We start from the raw sequence: 15,687 nt of genomic DNA, 5'->3' as shown, positions 1-15,687 counted from the left end.
GCACTCGTCTACCTCGAAAGATCAAGGGCAATATCCACGATCATATCCTCCTGACCGCCGACCATACGGCGTCGCCCAGTCTCCATAAGGATTTTTCGGACGTCAACGTCGTAGCGTTCCGCAGCTGCCTCGGCATGGCGCAGGAAGCTCGAATAGACGCCTGCATAGCCGAGACTCAGCGTCTCCCTATCGACCCGCACAGGACGGTCCTGCAGCGGTCGCACCAGATCTTCAGCCGCATCCATGAGCGCCAGAAGATCGCAGCCGTGTTCCCAACCATAGCGGTCGGCGGTAGCGATGAAGACTTCCAGCGGCGCGTTCCCTGCCCCTGCGCCCATGCCGGTCAGAGACGCATCGACACGGATCGCACCGTTCTGCACCGCAACAATCGAGTTTGCGACGCCGAGACTCAGATTGTGATGCGCATGAATGCCGCGCTGCGTCTCGGGTTTCAGTACTTCGTCGTAGGCGCGCAATCGCGCGGCAACGTCGTCCATGGTCATGGCGCCGCCGCTATCGGTTACATAGACGCAATGCGCGCCGTAGCTCTCCATGAGAAGCGCCTGTTTGGCGAGAGCCTCCGGTGGCGACATGTGACTCATCATCAGGAACCCGCTCACATCCATGCCGAGATTGCGGGCGAACTCGATATGCTGCCTTGCGACATCTGCCTCGGTGCAATGGGTTGCCACACGCACCGACCGCACACCCATGCCATAGGCGCGGTGCAAATCCTCGATGGTGCCGATCCCAGGCAGAAGCAGCGTCGTCACGACGGCGGATTCCACGACTTCGCAGACGGCCTCGATCCAGGCCCAATCGGTGCAGGCGCCAAAGCCATAATTGAGACTGGAACCGGAAAGCCCGTCGCCATGCGCAATCTCGATGGCGTCGACGCCGGCCTTGTCCAGCGCGCGCGCGATACTACGAACATGATCGAGAGAGTATTGGTGCCGGATCGCGTGCATGCCATCGCGAAGCGTCACGTCCTGAATATAGAGCTTGCCGGGAACGGTCATGCGGCCACCTGCCATTTCCGTACAAGTGCCTCGGCCGTGCGCAGAGCGGCGGAGGTCATGATGTCGAGATTGCCGGCATATGGCGGCAGATAGTGGCCGGCGCCTTCGACTTCGAGAAATGTGCTCACCTTGAGGCCCGTGAAGGAGCGATCCATATCCGGCAGGTAGAGCGGGCGGTTGCCTCCGACCTTCTCAACCTGCACGGCCTGCTTCAACCGATACCCTGGAACATAGGCCTGCACCTCGGCAACCTTCCTCTCGATAGCGGCGACGATCTGGGACGGGTCGGCGTCGGCGCAAAGACAATGCACCGTGTCGCGCATGATGAGCGGAGGCTCCGCCGGGTTCAGAATGATGATCGCCTTGCCCCGCGTTGCGCCACCTACGGTTTCGATCGCCTTGGCCGTCGTTTGAGTGAATTCGTCGATATTTGCACGCGTACCCGGCCCCGCAGATATGGACGCGATCGATGCGATGATTTCGCCGTAGAGAACGGGCGCCACGCTGCTGATGGCAGCAACGATGGGGATCGTTGCCTGCCCGCCGCACGTCACCATGTTCAGGTTGCGCTCATTCGCCATCGCATCGAGATTGACGCTTGGAACGACGAAGGGCCCTATAGCGGCCGGTGTGAGGTCGATGACCTGCTTGCCGTGAGCCTGCAGCACTTCGTTGTGCCGCCTGTGCGCCCCGGCAGAGGTCGCGTCGAAGACCACGCCGATGTTCTTGAACTCCGGCATCTCCACCAGCGCCTCGATGCCCCCCGCCGTCGTGGCGACACCGAGACGCGTCGCCCGGGACAACCCGTCGGATGCAGGATCGATACCCACCATGGCCGACATATCGAGGTGTTTGGAAAGGCGCATGATCTTGATCATCAGATCGGTGCCTATATTGCCCGACCCGATAATCGCAGCGCCGACCTTGCCCGCCGTATCAACCATCCGCTTCTCCTATCCGAAGGCAAGGTGCAGGGGCTCAAACCCCTGGACGTAAACATCGAACCGGTCGCCCGGCGCGACATTGACCATGGGGCCAAGCGCGCCGGAAAGAATGACATCGCCGGCATCGAGAGGGCGCCCCACCTCAACCATCTTTTGAGCGAGCCAGCGCGCCGCGTTCAGCGGATTGCCGAGGCAGGCCGCAGCAACGCCAACCGACGCTTGCTTTCCGTTGAGACACATCTCCATTCCACCGAGGTGCAGGTCGATTTCGGAAAGCTTTCGACGATCCTTTCCCAGAACGAATTTCGCGCCGGAGGCATTGTCCGCCACCGTATCGGCAAGCTTGATCCGCCAATCGGCGATCGCACTGTCGACGATCTCCACCGCCGCAACCGCATAGCCGATTGCAGCGGCCATGCCCTCCAGCGTCGGCTGGACCTCTCTCACCGGCTTGTCGAGGATGAAGGCGATTTCCGCCTCGACCTTTGGCTGGATCATGTCCCCCGCCGCGATTATGGCGTCGCCGCTCGCATCGTCGCAGTCCCACAGCATGCCGTAGTCCGGTTCACCGACACCGAGTTGCGCCTGTACCGCCGGCGACGTCAGGCCGATCTTCCGGCCTATGATGCGCTGTCCCGCAGCGAGGCGCAGCCTGGTGTTGATTTCCTGCACGGCATAGGCCGAAGCGACGTCGAAGCCGGGAAAGCTGTCGGTAAGCGGGGGCACCGGCTTTCGGCCGCGCCGCGCCTCGGCGAGCGAGGCCGCAATGGCATTCAGATCAAGCGGCATTGCCTGCCCCGAAGAAATCCGCGGTCACGCGATTGAACTCCTCCGCGTGCTCCCACTGCGCCCAATGCCCGCATTGCGGCAGAACGAAGAGGCGCGCCCGCGGTATCTGCTTGAGGAGCGGAAATGCCATATCTATCGGCATCACCTTGTCCTCTCGTCCCCAGATGATCATCGTTTCATGCTGCACCGACGCGAGACGGGGGTCGGACCAGATCGCCTCCATCTTCGCGGTCGGGTCGGGGCGCATCGGCGGCGTTTCGACGATATGCGGCTGCAGCGCCGTCTTCATTCGTCCTTCAAGCAGTTCATCCGTGATCTGGGACGGATCGTAGACGAAGTCCTTCACGAAGCCGCGCAGCCGCGCGAGCGAGGGGCCGGGACCATCGTAGAAGAAAAGCAGCGTCTTGATCGCTTCGGTTGGAAACTGGCTGAACATCGGCATGCTGCCACCCGGTCCCATAAGGACCATGCGGTCGACCTTCTCCGGCCGGTCCATCGCCACGCGCAGCGTCACCATGCCGCCGAGCGAATTGCCGACGAAATGCGCCTTCTCGATACCGAGCGCGTCGAGGAACTCGCCCATCTTGGTCGCATACCAGGCGGGCATTGCGCTGCCCTTCGGCTTGATATCCGACTTGCCGAAGCCAGGCAGATCGGGAACGAGCACACGAAACCGCCGTGCGAGCACTTCAATATTGCGGTTGTAGTTCGACCATCCGCTCGCGCCCGGTCCGCCGCCATGGATCAGCACGAGTGCGGGGCCGGATCCGGCCTCGTTATAGTGAATCCTGACTCCTCCGGCGGTAACAAACCGGCTGGTGCTCGCTTCCGTAATGCTCATAACAACTCCCCGTTAAACGCTGAGATCAATTGCAGTGCTTGTGGCCCCACATGCTGGTGGCCTCATGATGGGTGACGCGCCATGAGTCGTCCTGGACGGCGATCCCGGCCGTGCCGACTTCCACTTCGAATCCCGACGGCGTCGCTGCGTAAAACGAAACCATCTGATCGTTGGTGTGCTTGCCGAGCGTCATGGTCTGCCTGACGCCGTACTTCGCCATTCGGTCCATCGCGTAGCCCACGTCATCCATCGTCGCCATCTCGACCATGAAATGGTGCATGCGCCTGGGAGCGGGCATCGGCACAAGGGCCAGCGTGTGGTGACGCGGATTGCAGTGATAGAACTCAAGCGTCAGGGTGAAATCGGGAGAAATCGCTATGCCGATCGTGTCCGACAGCCTGAAGCCGAGAAGCCCGGTGTAGAAGGCACGTACCTCGTCGATCTTGTCCACCGCCATCACCACATGTCCGACGCCCTGCGCTCCGGTACGGAAACCGGAGACGCCCGCTGGCGAATTGAACGGCACATGGGTGAGCGCCGTCGCGCCGACATAGATCTCCACCTGGAGGCCGGAGGGGTCCTTCAGAACGGCGAGATCACGCACGCCGCGCTCCGCCGCGAGCTGGTTCGACGCCACTGAACAATCGATGCCGGCCGCTGTGAGGCGATCTCTGAGTGCCTTCAGGTCTTCCGGCGTGGCGACTTCAAAGCCGATGAAAGAGAGGTCGTCCTTCTGGCCTTCGTCGACCTGGATACGAAAGGACCGTTCGTCCATTCTGTACTTTGCGGACGGGCCTTCGCCTCTGCCCGGCATCAAGCCGAGAAATCCCGTCATATAAGCATCCCAGGCCTGGAGGTCGCTGACCTCGAAGCCGATATATCCAAGCGACGCCACGCTCATGAATGATGCTCCCCTTACTTGTAGCGATCGGCGAGACCTGCGCCCGCCGCCGTCACGCCAATGCCCCTGACTCCAATTCCCGTTTCGCAGATGAGGACACCGCCAGTTGCCGGCGCGCTGTCGCGTCTCGAAGCGAAATAGACATAGGAGCCGGCATATTCCTCAGCCGCCGGAACTCGCCCGAGCGGTACCGCAGGCCCCGCAAGCTTGGGCAGGTCGATGCTGCTGATGGGCGTGTCGGCGAGGCCCAGCGAAGCCGGTCCACGCAGATCGGTGTTGATCGGCCCCGGCGCCACGCCATTGACGCGGACAAAGGGAGCGAATTCGAATGCGAGCTGGCGAATAAGGCCGACGACCGCATGCTTCGAGGCGGTGTAAAGGGGCCCGCCGCCGCCCGGGTCGAACCCGGCATTCGAAACCGTAAACACGAGCGCGCCGCGTGATCGAACCAGCGCAGGCAGTGCCGCCTTCGCGAGCTGCAGATAGCCCTTTACGTTGACGCCAAACAGCTCGTCGAAGGCGCTGTCTATCTGCTCGGCGGGCATATCGTCGAGCGTGACGTTGTAGTCCCATATGCCCGCATTTCCGATCGCGCAATCGAGCTTTCCGAAGCGATCAACCGCCAGCGCCACCGCTTTCCGATTGTCCTCGCCCGAGCGCACGTCGCCCGCGACAACCGCAACCGCCTCGCGATGGATATTCTCCAGCGCGCGCAGCTTCTCCTCGGAGCGGTCGAATACGACCACACGCGCACCTTCCTCAATCAGCCTGTCGACGATGGCGCGCCCCAGACCGGACGCTCCCCCGGTAACGAGCGCGACTTCTCCCGAAAGTATCGGCATGTTCCTGCCCTATTCAAAAGCGATTGCGATCCAGTGCAGCGGAACAGGATCTAGAACAGCGTGCTCATGTTGGTTGCCCGGATAAGCGTCTGGTCGAGATAGATCTCACGGCCGCAGAGCTTCAGCGCGCCATTCACGCGCCGGATCCTGTCGACACGGCGCCCGGCCCACGTGCTTTCCTCGGTGTCGAGCCGCGTCCGATAGAGCATGAAGGCGACCTCGACGGTCATCTCGTTGCCACCCACCTCGACGACACGAACATTGTTGACGAAGTGGCGGGTGCGTGACGGCGGATCCTCCGACCAGGAGGAGCCCGACTCCATCTTCGCGACGCGCATCGTCAGGGAACTCTTGTCGTCATCGAAGAAGGCCATCTTGCCCCGCTTTGTGAATTCCTTGTCGATATCGGACAGTGTCACCGTGCGGCGGATAGGCATCCAGTAGCTGCAATCGTCCGTCCAGAGATCGAGCCAGGCGCGATATTCCCGCCCGTCGATCAAGGCCGCCTCGGCATAGAGGAACTGCTCGATCTCGAATTGCAACTCGATACGACTCTGGATCGAAAGTGCGTTCGCGTAGCTGGCTGCGACGGTCAAAGTCTCCGAATGCGGCATCAGACCCTCCCCTCCGGCACACGCGAATGATCTTCCTTCAGGTCGGCCCAGCTATCGGCTGCCATCCAATCCATCCAGTTCCTGTAGAGCCAGCGCTGAGCATGCTCGCTGATCGTTGTTTCGATGCGCGATTGACCGGAAGGGTCGACCATCACTTCGTCGTGGCCGAGACCCATCGCCATGTGATGCCGATAGCTTCGCGACTTCACGCCGCGAGAGGCGCGCGTGCTCTGACTCCAGTTCTCGCCATCATCCTGCTCGAGCATGCCGGCAGGGCCGAAAAGATGCGTATTGAAAGCGATTGCCTGCCTCTTCACGTCTTCGGGCATCGCCTTCGGCAGGACCGTGTACCACCTGATCTCCGTCTCGAAAGGTCCGCGGGGCAGCCGGAGGCAGAGCTGGGTTCCGTTGGTTGAAACCCACAGATTGGGGAAGATGTTCGGGTGTCCCATCGAGCGCACGCCAACCGGTCCCAGAAGCTCCTTAGCGGCCTTCATGCGAATGGGCGGCGGCGGCCCCTTCGACTCTTTCGCAATGTTGGCGGCAAGCGCCCTGCGCTCCTCATCCGACAGCCCGTCGAGGAAATCCTGCTTGTCCTGCGGGATGGCAGGCCCGCTGATCGCGTGGCCATATTCGCCAAGCATCACCATCTGGTTCTGCGGATGAAGGATGGCGGCGATATCCATGAACCCGGCAATGCCCGCCGAGGCATGGCTGTACTGGACGTGATACCAGTCGAACAGATTGTCGACGGCGACCTTCCAGTTGCAGTCTATGATATTTCTCTGAACGCCCTCGACCACCTCCACATCGCCCTGCGCAAGCAGCAGACCGAGGCCGACGCGGCCCACATCACCCAGATAGTCATGCAGCGAAGGCGCATCCGGATCGAGCGTCGCGAAATAGAGGCCGTGGAAGTGGTCCACCTGCGCCGCCTTCGCCAGGCCCCATTGCGACTTGTCGATGTCCTTTCGATAATAGGCGGTCAGGCCCGGTACGCCGATGAGATCGCCATTCAGATCGTAGTTCCACCCGTGATAGGAACACACGAAGGATTTCGCATTCCCCTGCTCTGCACGGCAGAGCGCATTGCCGCGGTGACGGCAGGTGTTGAGCAAGACCTGCACATCGCCCTGCTTGTCGCGGACAATGATGACCTGATCCTCCCCGATATAATTGATGACATAGTCACCGACATTGGGGATCTGGCTCTCGTGGCACATGAAGTTCCATGCGCGCGCGAAGATGTTCCGCAACTCGAGATTGTAGATATCCTCATCCGCGAATACGCGTCGGTCCAGCGTGCCCGTGTCGGAGTCGAAGCACGATCTGATCTCGGACTTGCCCAGGGCCGCACCCTGCTCATGGATCGCATCCATGTCATCCTCCTCCCGCTATCGGCCATGTTCGCTTTCGCGTCTGGCGCTCCTCTTGCGAGAAGGATGCAGCGAATTCGGCAAGGGCGCGTAACCACCCCGTCCAAAAAAATTGATAATTCGTCCGGATTTGAAAACGGGTCGCACGTCGCCTTTTGCACCTGCGAATGAACCGATCCGCCCCCTGAGGAGAGTGTCTCGCCACAGGCGACCGGAGCGCTCAACAACATTTGCAAAGGGATAACCCAGACCAACCGTCCTTGTTCGGATCATCCCATTCCGGCGCAGGTGCTCTCGCGGAAGGCGTCCCGCTGACTCATAAGACCAAGGGACGCTTCGACAATCCGGAAGAGCCGACGATCTATCATTGGCTCACGCAAAATGCCCATTTTTTCGACGTCTTCAGCATCTGTTCCAGCGCCTCATGACTTGCGCCGTCAACTGATCATACGGGCGCCATTCCCCCTCATTCACTGTGGTCATCGGCAGACCTTGCCATTCGGCCGATAGAGATTTTCTTCAGAGCCCTCTAGACTTTCTTCGTGAACGGATTGCCGCGCCTTCCAACGTCAAAATGCAAGGCTTCCATCGCTCCCGCGTTCAATAAACGAAGAGAGTGATCATGGCGTCGCCGGAACTTTCCACTCGCGTCTCGGGCGTCCAGACACCGACGCCCGCGATGCCCCAGATCGGAGTGGAGTCGTCCTTCTTGTCGACCGTGCGCCCCACGCCGCACGATCAGCGTCTCGCGTTCGCAATCATGATGGCGTCCACTTTGGCCTTCATCGTCACCGCTCCATTTGCGAAAACTCAGCTCACGCCGCTTCCGGCTTTTCTTCCGATCTACCAAACCGCCGTCATCATCAGCGACGTCATTACGTCCATCCTGCTTCTGGGCCAGTATGACATTCTCCGTTCACGCAGGCTGTTCGTCATCGCCGCCGCATACTTCTTCAATGCGGCGATGGCGGTCTTTCACGCGCTGAGCTTCCCGGGCCTGTTCGCGCCCGCAGGCCTTCTGGGTTCGGGCCCTCAAACGACAGCGTGGCTCTATTTCTTCTGGCATGGCGCCTTTCCCCTTTTTGTCATTGCCTACGCCCTCCTCACAGGCCAGAAGGAGACCCAGCGCGAACGCCATATTCCCCTCGTGTGGACGGCTGTCGCCGCCTGGATCGTGGCGGTCGCGGTCGCATCCATACTCATGTTGCTCGCTACGTCCGGCTCCCGCTTCCTGCCGGAGATCATGTCCGGCAATGTGGATACCGACAGGAAAGTCCTCGTCGCCGTCGCCGTCTGGGCGCTGAGCCTCGCCGCGCTGGCGCTGCTCTGGCGGCGCACGCAGCACACGCTGCTCGACATGTGGCTCATGGTCATCATGTGCATCTGGATATTCGATGTGGCCTTGGCCGCCGTCCTGAACCACGGCCGGTATGACGTCGGCTGGTACATGGGTCGCGTCTACGGGCTTGTGACAGCGGGCGTCGTTCTCCTTGCGCTCCTGATCGAGAACGGAAAACTCTACGGCCGGCTCGCCACGGCGAGCGCGCGGGAGCGCGCCTATCTGAGCAATCTCCACGATCCCGTCATCACCATCGATGGTCGTGGCATCGTCCTGGGCGCCAATCCGGCGCTGGAGCGTGTACTTGGCTATGCCCCGGAGGAGCTGCTTGGGCGCAACATCTCGATGCTTATGCCGGAGCCGCATAGGGGTGAGCATGACGAGTACCTCCGGCGTTACCTGACAACCAGGGAGCCGCATATCATCGGCCAGGGCCGCGAGCTGTTCGGACGACACAAGAACGGAGAACTCGTGCCGCTGCATCTGACCGCCAACGAAGTGGCCCTTGATGGAGAGAGCCTGTTCGTCGGAACGTTGCATGACCTGCGCGACCGCAATCGCCTCTTCGAAGAGCTGACCCGCGCGCGTTCGGACGCGGAACAGGCAAATCGCGCAAAGTCGGCGTTCCTCGCCACCATGAGTCACGAAATCCGGACACCCATGAATGGGGTCATGGGCATGATCGAAGTCCTCGCTCACAGCCGCCTTTCCGAGCACCAGGCCGATCTGGTGCGAACCATCCGCGAGTCCGCAAGCACGTTGCTCGTCATCATCGACGACATTCTGGACTTCTCGAAGATCGAGGCCGGACGGCTGGAATTCGAACGGCAACCGATCTCGATCAGCGATCTGATCGAGGGCCTGTGCAATTCCATGGTCACGGTCGCATCCGGCAAGGATGTGGATCTCGATGTTTTCGTTTCGCCCGACATCCCGGACTTCGTGCTATCGGACGATGTGCGCTTGCGGCAGGTGATCTACAACCTCGTGGGCAATGCGATAAAGTTTTCCGCCGGGCGCCGTGAGAAGCGGGGTCATGTTTTTGTCCGGGTCGACGTCCAGACTGCTTCGCCTCTCCGCCTGTCGTTTCGGATCGAGGACAATGGCATCGGCATTCCCGCTGAAGCGCTCAAGGATCTGTTCACGCCTTTTACGCAGGCAGAGATATCCACGACGCGCCTGTTCGGCGGAACCGGCCTTGGCCTCGCCATATGCAAGCGCCTCGCTGATCTCATGGACGGCGAAATCGAGGTGACAAGCGCGCCGGGTGTCGGATCGGTCTTCACCGTGCGCCTGCCATTCGAGCCGGCGCCCGAACCGCGCCGGCGGCCGCGGCCCGATATCACGGGATGCAGCTGCATACTGATCGATAACGACGCCATCAACGCCAATGATCTCCGCGCCTATCTTGAGCGCGCCGGGGCCGACGTGCGGCTCGTCAAGAACGCCGAAGAAGCCACGCAGGCCGCTCGCCACCTTGGCACCGTCGTCGTCGTGCAGGGCGCTACGTGCGAGAGCTTTTCGGAGGAGGCCTTGCACAAGGCGTTCGCCGCCGCGCCCGACGCACGGCATCTGGTCATCATGCGCCACCCGCAGCAGCATGTACGCGTTCAGCCGCCTGATATCGTCATTATCGATGGCGACGCCCTCAGGCGGGATGTCTTCTTGCGCGCAGTCGCCGTCGCCGCTGGCTTCGCCTCGCCGGAGATGGTGCAGGATAGCCCGCAACAGTCATTCCCGGAGCAGGCGGAACCGCCGAGCGTCGCCGAGGCCAGGGCCGCCGGCACATTGATACTCATCGCCGAAGACGACGAGACAAACCAGAAGGTGATCCTCCGCCAACTGGCATTGCTCGGCTATGCGGCGGAAGTAGCAAGCAACGGCAGAGAGGCGCTCCGTCTTTGGCGCGACGGAAAATATGCGCTGCTGCTAACCGATCTTCACATGCCTGAAATGGACGGCTACACGCTCGCCTCGACAATACGCATCGAGGAAGAAGAAGGCGGAGACCGCATGCCCATCCTCGCGCTGACGGCCAACGCGCTGCATGGAGAAGCCAACCGGGCGCGCATGGCCGGCGTGGACGAGTACCTGACGAAGCCTGTGAAACTCGATCTTCTCAAATCCGCGTTGGACAGGTGGATGCCCGCCCCGTCGGCCGCGGCGCTCCAACCGCAGACAACCGACCCTGTGGGACGCGTCGACGGGGTTCTGAATGTCGAGGTTCTGAAATCGCTGGTGGGCGGCGAGGAGGCAGTCATCCGCGAACTCCTCGAGCACTTCCTGCTGGCCGCGCGCACGGCGGCGGACGAGATCAGAGATGCCTATGGGCACGCCGACTACAAGAAGGTCAGCGGCGTCGCGCACAAGCTCAAGTCGTCGTCGCGCTCGGTTGGCGCCATTCCTCTGGGCGACCTCTGCGCGGAACTGGAAAATGCAGGAAAGGCGGAACACGGCGCCACCATCGAACAATGCAAGGCGCGGGTCGAAACGGCTCTTGCCGCCGTCGAAGCGCGCATCTCCGAGCTGCTGGCGGAGAGGCAGATATGAGTGCCCCCCGGGAGACGGCCATGCAGATTGTACTGATCGACGATGAAGCCTTCGCTCTCAGGCTCCTTGAGCGCCAGTTGGCCAATCTCGGCTTCGCGGAGGTGCACTCGCACACCAGAGCGCAGGATGCGCTCGACATGCTGGGTAACAGCACCGTCGAGATCGACATCATATTCTGCGATCTTCAGATGCCGGAGATGGATGGCGTCGAACTGGTTCGCCATCTGGCCCGTCTCGAATATGCAGGCCGGCTGGTACTCGTCAGCGGAGAGAACAGGCAGATATTGAAGACGGTGACCGAGCTCGCCCGCGCGCATCGGCTCGATGTGGCAGGCGCGCTGCAAAAGCCCGTCACGCAGGAACAGATACGCGACGTGCTTGGAAAGCGACCATCGGAAAAGATCGCCGCCAAGGTGGATGCGACAAGGGGCTATGGCGCTGACGAACTCGCCCATGCCATCGAGAGCGGGCAGATGGTCGACTATTATCAGCCCAAGGTCGATATCGTCAGCGGCGCGGTCGTCGGCGTGGAGGCTCTGGTGCGGTGGCAACACCCTGAGGATGGCCTCGTCTCGCCTGCCCGCTTCATAGAGGCAGCGGAGCAGCACAGCCTCATCGACGACCTTACGCGGGTCATGCTGACCTGCGCCTTGCGCCGGGCGCGCGCATGGAGGGACGCCGGCCTTGGCCTCTCCGTCGCCGTCAATGTCTCCATGGACAGCTTGTGCCAGCTCGATTTCCCCGAATGCGTCGTCGCCATTGCCGACCGCGAAGGAGTGCCGCTTTCCACCCTGGTGCTTGAGGTAACCGAAGGAAAGCTGATGAAGAATCCGCTGGCGGCGCTCGATGTCCTGACGCGCCTTCGACTGAAACATGTCGGCCTGTCGATCGACGATTTCGGCACGGGCTATTCATCGCTCGCCCAGCTCCGCGACGTGCCGTTTACGGAACTCAAGATCGACCGAAGCTTCATTCACGGCGCTGCCGGCGACAGCTCCCTTCAGACCATCGTCGAGGCGAGCCTCGACATTGCCCGGCAGCTCGAGATGAAGACCGTTGCCGAAGGCGTGGAAGACCGCGCCGACTGGGAATTTCTGCGGAGCCGGAAATGCGATGCCGCGCAAGGCTACTTCATCGGGAAGCCCCTCCCGGCGGCCGACCTCATGAACTGGGTCGGCGCCTGGCAAGCGCGCTACCGGAACCTCGACGGCATGCCGTCATGAGCGAGGCATTGAGGCTTCCGGGCGTCTCATCGGGAAGCGCCTGGTAGGCCCGGCAGGACTCGAACCTGCGACCAAACCGTTATGAGCGGTCCGCTCTAACCAACTGAGCTACAGGCCCCCAGATCGCGCTTCGGCCCGAAGGCCGAGGGTGGCTCCATATAACAGATATTTCCGGCCGACTGAACGCCGCAATTTTGCCGGTTTCGGCCCGGAAGCTGCCCTCATAACCAACCCGGAGGACCAGATGCCCGCCAGAATGCCGCTCAACCGCTTCGCTGCCGCGCTGGCAGGCGCGATCGCCCTCGGCGCCCTCATGGGCGCTGCCGGGCCCGCCGGCGCCGAGGAGGCGCCGCGCCGGGCACTCACAGTCACGGGAACGGGCGAGATCACCACCCATCCCGACATTGCGACCGTCGAAACTGGGGTCCTGACCGAGGGCAAGACAGCGGCGGATGCGCTGGCCGCCAATACGAAGGCGATGAACGAAGTCTTCAAGGGCCTCGAAGCGATGAAGATCGCACGGGACGATATCCGCACTTCGGAATTTTCCGTGTCGCCCGTCTACAGCCAGCCTCCCACGCGACCGGACGGTGCCATCGAGGCGCCCGTCATTCGCGGCTATCAGGTTCGCAATCAGGTGACGGTCACGGTGAGGAAGCTCGCCGAACTCGGCGCAACGCTCGACAAGCTCGTCTCGCTCGGCTCGAACCAGCTTGGCGGTATCAGCTTCGGCATCGACAAGCCGGAGCCGCTGCTCGACGAGGCCCGCGCCGATGCGGTGAAGGACGCATTACGCAAGGCAAAGATCTATGCGGGCGCGGCGGGCGTCACACTCGGCAAGATCGTGACCATCTCGGAAAGCGGCGGATACGCACCCCAGCCCGTCTTTGCGATGAAGGCGATGGCGATGCGCGATAGCGCGCCGGTACCGGTTGCGGCGGGCACGCAGAAGATCACGTCCGACGTTTCGCTCGTGATCGAGATCGAATAGCGATCAGGCCGGTTCGAGGATGCGGTTCTTCGCATCCATCAGCAGCACTGTGGGGCGGTGGCGTTTCGCCTCCGCCTCTTCCATCTGCGCATAGGAAATGACGATCACGAGATCACCCGCCTGCGCCAGCCGCGCGGCCGCGCCGTTGATCCCGATGATGCCGGAGCCCGCCGCGCCCTCGATGGCATAGGTCGTGAAGCGCGCGCCGGTGTTGATGTTCAGCACATCGACCTGCTCATTGACGAGAATGCCCGATGCTTCCAGCAGATCGCGGTCGATGGTGATCGAGCCCTCATAATTGAGGTCGCACTGGGTCACCGTCGCGCGGTGGATCTTGGCCTTCATCATGGTGAGGATCATGGGGCGCACTCCCGTCACATGGGCCCTAGGGCCCTTCTTTTGGCGCGGGTTTTAACGAAAAAGGCGGGGGAAGTCCATGCGGCGCGGGGCCCCTCCTCGCCGCTTTGTGCCCTCGCCGCTTTGTGCCCTCGCCTCATTGTGATTGGACTTGTCCCACCGCCCATGCACCCTGACCCAACGGAAAAGCCAGCGGGAGCGGAACATGACGGTCGAGAGCATCAGGGATTATTACGGAAAGGTGCTGGGCGGTTCGGCGGACCTCAAGACCGATGCCTGCTGCGACGCGAGCGACGTGCCGCCGCATATCCGCGCGGCGCTCTCCGAAATCCATGACGATATTCTCTCGCGCTATTACGGCTGCGGCCTCGTCGTGCCTGCCGCGATCGAGGGCGCGCGCGTGCTGGACCTCGGCTGCGGCGCGGGCCGCGACTGTTTCGTCCTGAGCCGCCTCGTCGGCGAGGAAGGCTCGGTCGTCGGCGTCGACATGACGGCGGAACAGCTCGCCCATGCCCGCGCGCATGTCGACGGGCAGACGCGGGCCTATGGCTACGCGAAGCCCAATGTCGCCTTCATCGACGGCTATATCGAGGAGCTGGGCGCGCTCGGCCTCGAACCGGAAAGCTTCGACGTCATCGTCTCGAACTGCGTCATCAACCTTTCGCCGGACAAGCGCGCCGTGCTCGAAGGCGCGTGGAAACTGCTGAAGCCGGGCGGCGAACTCTATTTCGCCGACGTCTATGCCGACAGGCGGCTGCCCGCTTCACTCCGCGACGATCCGGTGCTGCTCGGCGAATGCCTGGCGGGCGCACTCTACTGGAACGATTTCCTCAATCTCGCCAGGGCCACGGGCTTTACCGATCCGCGCCTCGTCGCCGACCGTCCGCTTGCCGTCAACGACGCGAATATGCGCGCTACCCTCGGCCCTGCCCGCTTCTTCTCCGCGACCTACCGGCTCTTCAAGCTCGACGGGCTGGAGCCATCTTGCGAGGACCACGGACAGGCCGTCATCTACAAGGGCGGCATCCCGGAATGCGAGGATGTCTTCATCCTCGACAAGCACCACGCTATCGAGAAAGGCCGCGTCTTCCCGGTCTGCGGCAATACTTTCCGTATGCTGATCGAAACCCGATTCGCGCCCCATTTCGATTTCATCGGCGACTTCTCGCGCCACTTCGGGATTTTCAAGGGCTGCGGGACGAATATTCCGTTTGATGAGGCGGCAGGCGCAGGGACAACCGGCGGCGGGTGCTGCTGAACCAGCCTTACCCCGAATCCCCCCACCGTCATGGCCCGGCTTGTCCGGGCCATGACGAAAACAGGGAGCATAAACACCCTCATCCCCGCGAGGCGCGGCCTCCGGGGTTTCGGCACACAACTCGCGAACCTTCCCGAAAGAAGGATGCGCGGGGCCTCTGCTCCACCGCCCGCGTTCAACGCGTGACGCGTGGCACGTGTTGGAGCGGCTGAGCCCGCCCCGCGCACGGCGATTTTAGGGGTGCCAACCCACACCAGCGACATCCGGCTTTTATCGGCCGGAGCGCTCCGCGAACCATAGTGTTCGCCTACCCATTCATCCCTCCCGGGGCGCGGGGCTGGTTGTCCCCGCGACGCAGGACGCCGCATTCCCTCTCCACGTATACGGCCAGTCCGGATACGCCCTTCGTGGAGCGGGTCGGGATTAATATGGGTGCGGAGGAATGGGCGGGGATAAGTTTTGTGGGGCTGCTTTTGACCCGAAACAGTCACCCTTCAGAATGCGGGATGTGAGCTACTTTCCCACATCGATAATAGAGATTATAGTGGCACGCGAGATTGTTGGAGAGGTCCATCGTGCGCTCGGCGTTGTTGATACCCTCAGAAAGACCACCAACACTGCGGGACTTAAAGGCCGCGCTTCT

13 protein-coding genes and 1 tRNA gene are annotated in these 15,687 nt (G+C 62.1%); 4 read left to right on the top strand and 10 right to left on the bottom strand.

Annotated features, from left to right (window positions below):
• Window positions 1-8 precede the first annotated feature (8 nt).
• From dmpG to ABFC66_RS06405, 8 genes are read right to left on the bottom strand one after another with little or no spacing between them, the layout of a single operon-like run.
• A complete protein-coding gene (gene dmpG, locus ABFC66_RS06440) occupies window positions 9-1,019 on the bottom strand; it encodes a 4-hydroxy-2-oxovalerate aldolase (protein ID WP_346740121.1) in 1,011 nt (336 codons plus the stop codon).
• Complete coding sequence (locus ABFC66_RS06435; RefSeq protein ID WP_346740120.1) at window positions 1,016-1,963, bottom strand: acetaldehyde dehydrogenase (acetylating); 948 nt, start codon at window positions 1,961-1,963, stop codon at window positions 1,016-1,018. Before ABFC66_RS06435 ends, dmpG begins: the two co-directional genes overlap by 4 nt.
• A gap of 9 nt (window positions 1,964-1,972) precedes the next feature.
• A complete protein-coding gene (locus tag ABFC66_RS06430; RefSeq protein ID WP_346740119.1) occupies window positions 1,973-2,752 on the bottom strand; it encodes a fumarylacetoacetate hydrolase family protein in 780 nt (259 codons plus the stop codon).
• Window positions 2,742-3,593, bottom strand: coding sequence for an alpha/beta fold hydrolase (locus ABFC66_RS06425; protein WP_346740118.1), 852 nt, complete (start codon window positions 3,591-3,593; stop codon window positions 2,742-2,744). Before ABFC66_RS06425 ends, ABFC66_RS06430 begins: the two co-directional genes overlap by 11 nt.
• Window positions 3,594-3,618: 25 nt before the next feature.
• Entirely contained in the window at window positions 3,619-4,494 is an 876-nt protein-coding gene (locus tag ABFC66_RS06420; RefSeq protein ID WP_346740117.1) for a VOC family protein, read from the bottom strand.
• A 14-nt stretch (window positions 4,495-4,508) separates the two neighbouring features.
• On the bottom strand, window positions 4,509-5,336 hold the full coding sequence (gene hcaB / locus ABFC66_RS06415) for a 3-(cis-5,6-dihydroxycyclohexa-1,3-dien-1-yl)propanoate dehydrogenase (protein ID WP_346740116.1): 828 nt from the start codon (window positions 5,334-5,336) through the stop codon (window positions 4,509-4,511).
• Between the two features lie 50 nt (window positions 5,337-5,386).
• Entirely contained in the window at window positions 5,387-5,950 is a 564-nt protein-coding gene (locus ABFC66_RS06410) for a 3-phenylpropionate/cinnamic acid dioxygenase subunit beta (protein ID WP_346740115.1), read from the bottom strand.
• Window positions 5,950-7,329, bottom strand: a complete 1,380-nt coding sequence (locus tag ABFC66_RS06405; RefSeq protein ID WP_346740114.1) for an SRPBCC family protein — start codon at window positions 7,327-7,329, stop codon at window positions 5,950-5,952. Before ABFC66_RS06405 ends, ABFC66_RS06410 begins: the two co-directional genes overlap by 1 nt.
• 619 nt (window positions 7,330-7,948) lie before the next feature.
• On the opposite strand from ABFC66_RS06405, the gene ABFC66_RS06400 reads away from it, so the two are divergent.
• Entirely contained in the window at window positions 7,949-11,215 is a 3,267-nt protein-coding gene (locus ABFC66_RS06400) for an MASE4 domain-containing protein (protein ID WP_346740113.1), read from the top strand.
• A 20-nt stretch (window positions 11,216-11,235) separates the two neighbouring features.
• Entirely contained in the window at window positions 11,236-12,438 is a 1,203-nt protein-coding gene (locus ABFC66_RS06395) for an EAL domain-containing response regulator (protein WP_346740112.1), read from the top strand.
• Window positions 12,439-12,479: 41 nt separating this feature from the next.
• Here ABFC66_RS06395 and ABFC66_RS06390 read toward each other — a convergent pair.
• Window positions 12,480-12,556 (bottom strand) — tRNA-Ile (locus ABFC66_RS06390).
• A 126-nt stretch (window positions 12,557-12,682) separates the two neighbouring features.
• On the opposite strand from ABFC66_RS06390, the gene ABFC66_RS06385 reads away from it, so the two are divergent.
• Window positions 12,683-13,429: an SIMPL domain-containing protein gene (locus tag ABFC66_RS06385; protein ID WP_346740111.1), complete on the top strand. Its 747-nt coding sequence runs from the start codon at window positions 12,683-12,685 to the stop codon at window positions 13,427-13,429.
• A gap of 3 nt (window positions 13,430-13,432) precedes the next feature.
• Here ABFC66_RS06385 and panD read toward each other — a convergent pair whose 3' ends face one another.
• Window positions 13,433-13,789 (bottom strand): aspartate 1-decarboxylase, encoded by a 357-nt coding sequence (gene panD / locus ABFC66_RS06380; protein ID WP_346740110.1) that lies wholly within the window; start codon window positions 13,787-13,789, stop codon window positions 13,433-13,435.
• Between the two features lie 202 nt (window positions 13,790-13,991).
• On the opposite strand from panD, the gene ABFC66_RS06375 reads away from it, so the two are divergent.
• Window positions 13,992-15,044, top strand: coding sequence for a methyltransferase domain-containing protein (locus tag ABFC66_RS06375; RefSeq protein WP_346740109.1), 1,053 nt, complete (start codon window positions 13,992-13,994; stop codon window positions 15,042-15,044).
• Window positions 15,045-15,687: the final 643 nt, after the last annotated feature.

This window comes from Parvibaculum sp., assembly GCF_039680535.1.
GTDB lineage: Bacteria > Pseudomonadota > Alphaproteobacteria > Parvibaculales > Parvibaculaceae > Parvibaculum.
This window is presented reverse-complemented; position numbering and strand designations above follow the sequence as displayed.

Bases quoted from the DNA above. Each gene is read 5' to 3' on its own strand.
- ABFC66_RS06375 (WP_346740109.1), top strand. From the start codon at position 13,992: ATGACGGTCGAGAGCATCAGGGATTATTACGGAAAGGTGCTGGGCGGT.
- ABFC66_RS06385 (WP_346740111.1), top strand. From the start codon at position 12,683: ATGCCCGCCAGAATGCCGCTCAACCGCTTCGCTGCCGCGCTGGCAGGC.
- hcaB (WP_346740116.1), bottom strand. From the start codon at position 5,336: ATGCCGATACTTTCGGGAGAAGTCGCGCTCGTTACCGGGGGAGCGTCC.
- dmpG (WP_346740121.1), bottom strand. From the start codon at position 1,019: ATGACCGTTCCCGGCAAGCTCTATATTCAGGACGTGACGCTTCGCGAT.
- ABFC66_RS06430 (WP_346740119.1), bottom strand. From the start codon at position 2,752: ATGCCGCTTGATCTGAATGCCATTGCGGCCTCGCTCGCCGAGGCGCGG.
- ABFC66_RS06420 (WP_346740117.1), bottom strand. From the start codon at position 4,494: ATGAGCGTGGCGTCGCTTGGATATATCGGCTTCGAGGTCAGCGACCTC.
- panD (WP_346740110.1), bottom strand. From the start codon at position 13,789: ATGATCCTCACCATGATGAAGGCCAAGATCCACCGCGCGACGGTGACC.
- ABFC66_RS06425 (WP_346740118.1), bottom strand. From the start codon at position 3,593: ATGAGCATTACGGAAGCGAGCACCAGCCGGTTTGTTACCGCCGGAGGA.
- ABFC66_RS06410 (WP_346740115.1), bottom strand. From the start codon at position 5,950: ATGCCGCATTCGGAGACTTTGACCGTCGCAGCCAGCTACGCGAACGCA.
- ABFC66_RS06400 (WP_346740113.1), top strand. From the start codon at position 7,949: ATGGCGTCGCCGGAACTTTCCACTCGCGTCTCGGGCGTCCAGACACCG.
- ABFC66_RS06395 (WP_346740112.1), top strand. From the start codon at position 11,236: ATGCAGATTGTACTGATCGACGATGAAGCCTTCGCTCTCAGGCTCCTT.
- ABFC66_RS06405 (WP_346740114.1), bottom strand. From the start codon at position 7,329: ATGGATGCGATCCATGAGCAGGGTGCGGCCCTGGGCAAGTCCGAGATC.
- ABFC66_RS06435 (WP_346740120.1), bottom strand. From the start codon at position 1,963: ATGGTTGATACGGCGGGCAAGGTCGGCGCTGCGATTATCGGGTCGGGC.